General features: G+C 44.7%; 1 protein-coding gene. It reads right to left on the bottom strand.

Annotated elements, in window-relative coordinates; translation table 11 throughout:
- The coding region (locus QP970_RS11655) for a hypothetical protein (protein WP_284869974.1) at positions 1-253 on the bottom strand (253 nt) is incomplete at both ends.

Genomic DNA, 253 nt, shown 5'->3' with positions numbered 1-253 from the left:
ATTATTACTGCGACAATAAAAGGGCCGACTCCTGTTTCGATGACACTTGCTGCAGTGGGCTGCATCAAAGTAGTGGAAACATAGAATAAGCAGAAAGCGCCCGCAGTAAACAGATTGAGGCTTGCTGCAGTTGTCATTTTCATGGGGGGATGCGGTGTTTCCGTAGCTCGGTATTTTCTACGATAAAACGCTAAATAGACCACTGTGGAGATAATCGCTGCGATAAGAAACGCTGAAAACGTAGTAAAAGTAG

The sequence above is a fragment of the Corynebacterium sp. MSK073 genome (assembly GCF_030232085.1).
In the GTDB taxonomy this organism is placed as follows: domain Bacteria; phylum Actinomycetota; class Actinomycetes; order Mycobacteriales; family Mycobacteriaceae; genus Corynebacterium.
The sequence above is the reverse complement of the archived record's forward strand: the minus strand, read 5'-3'. Positions and strand labels throughout refer to the sequence as shown.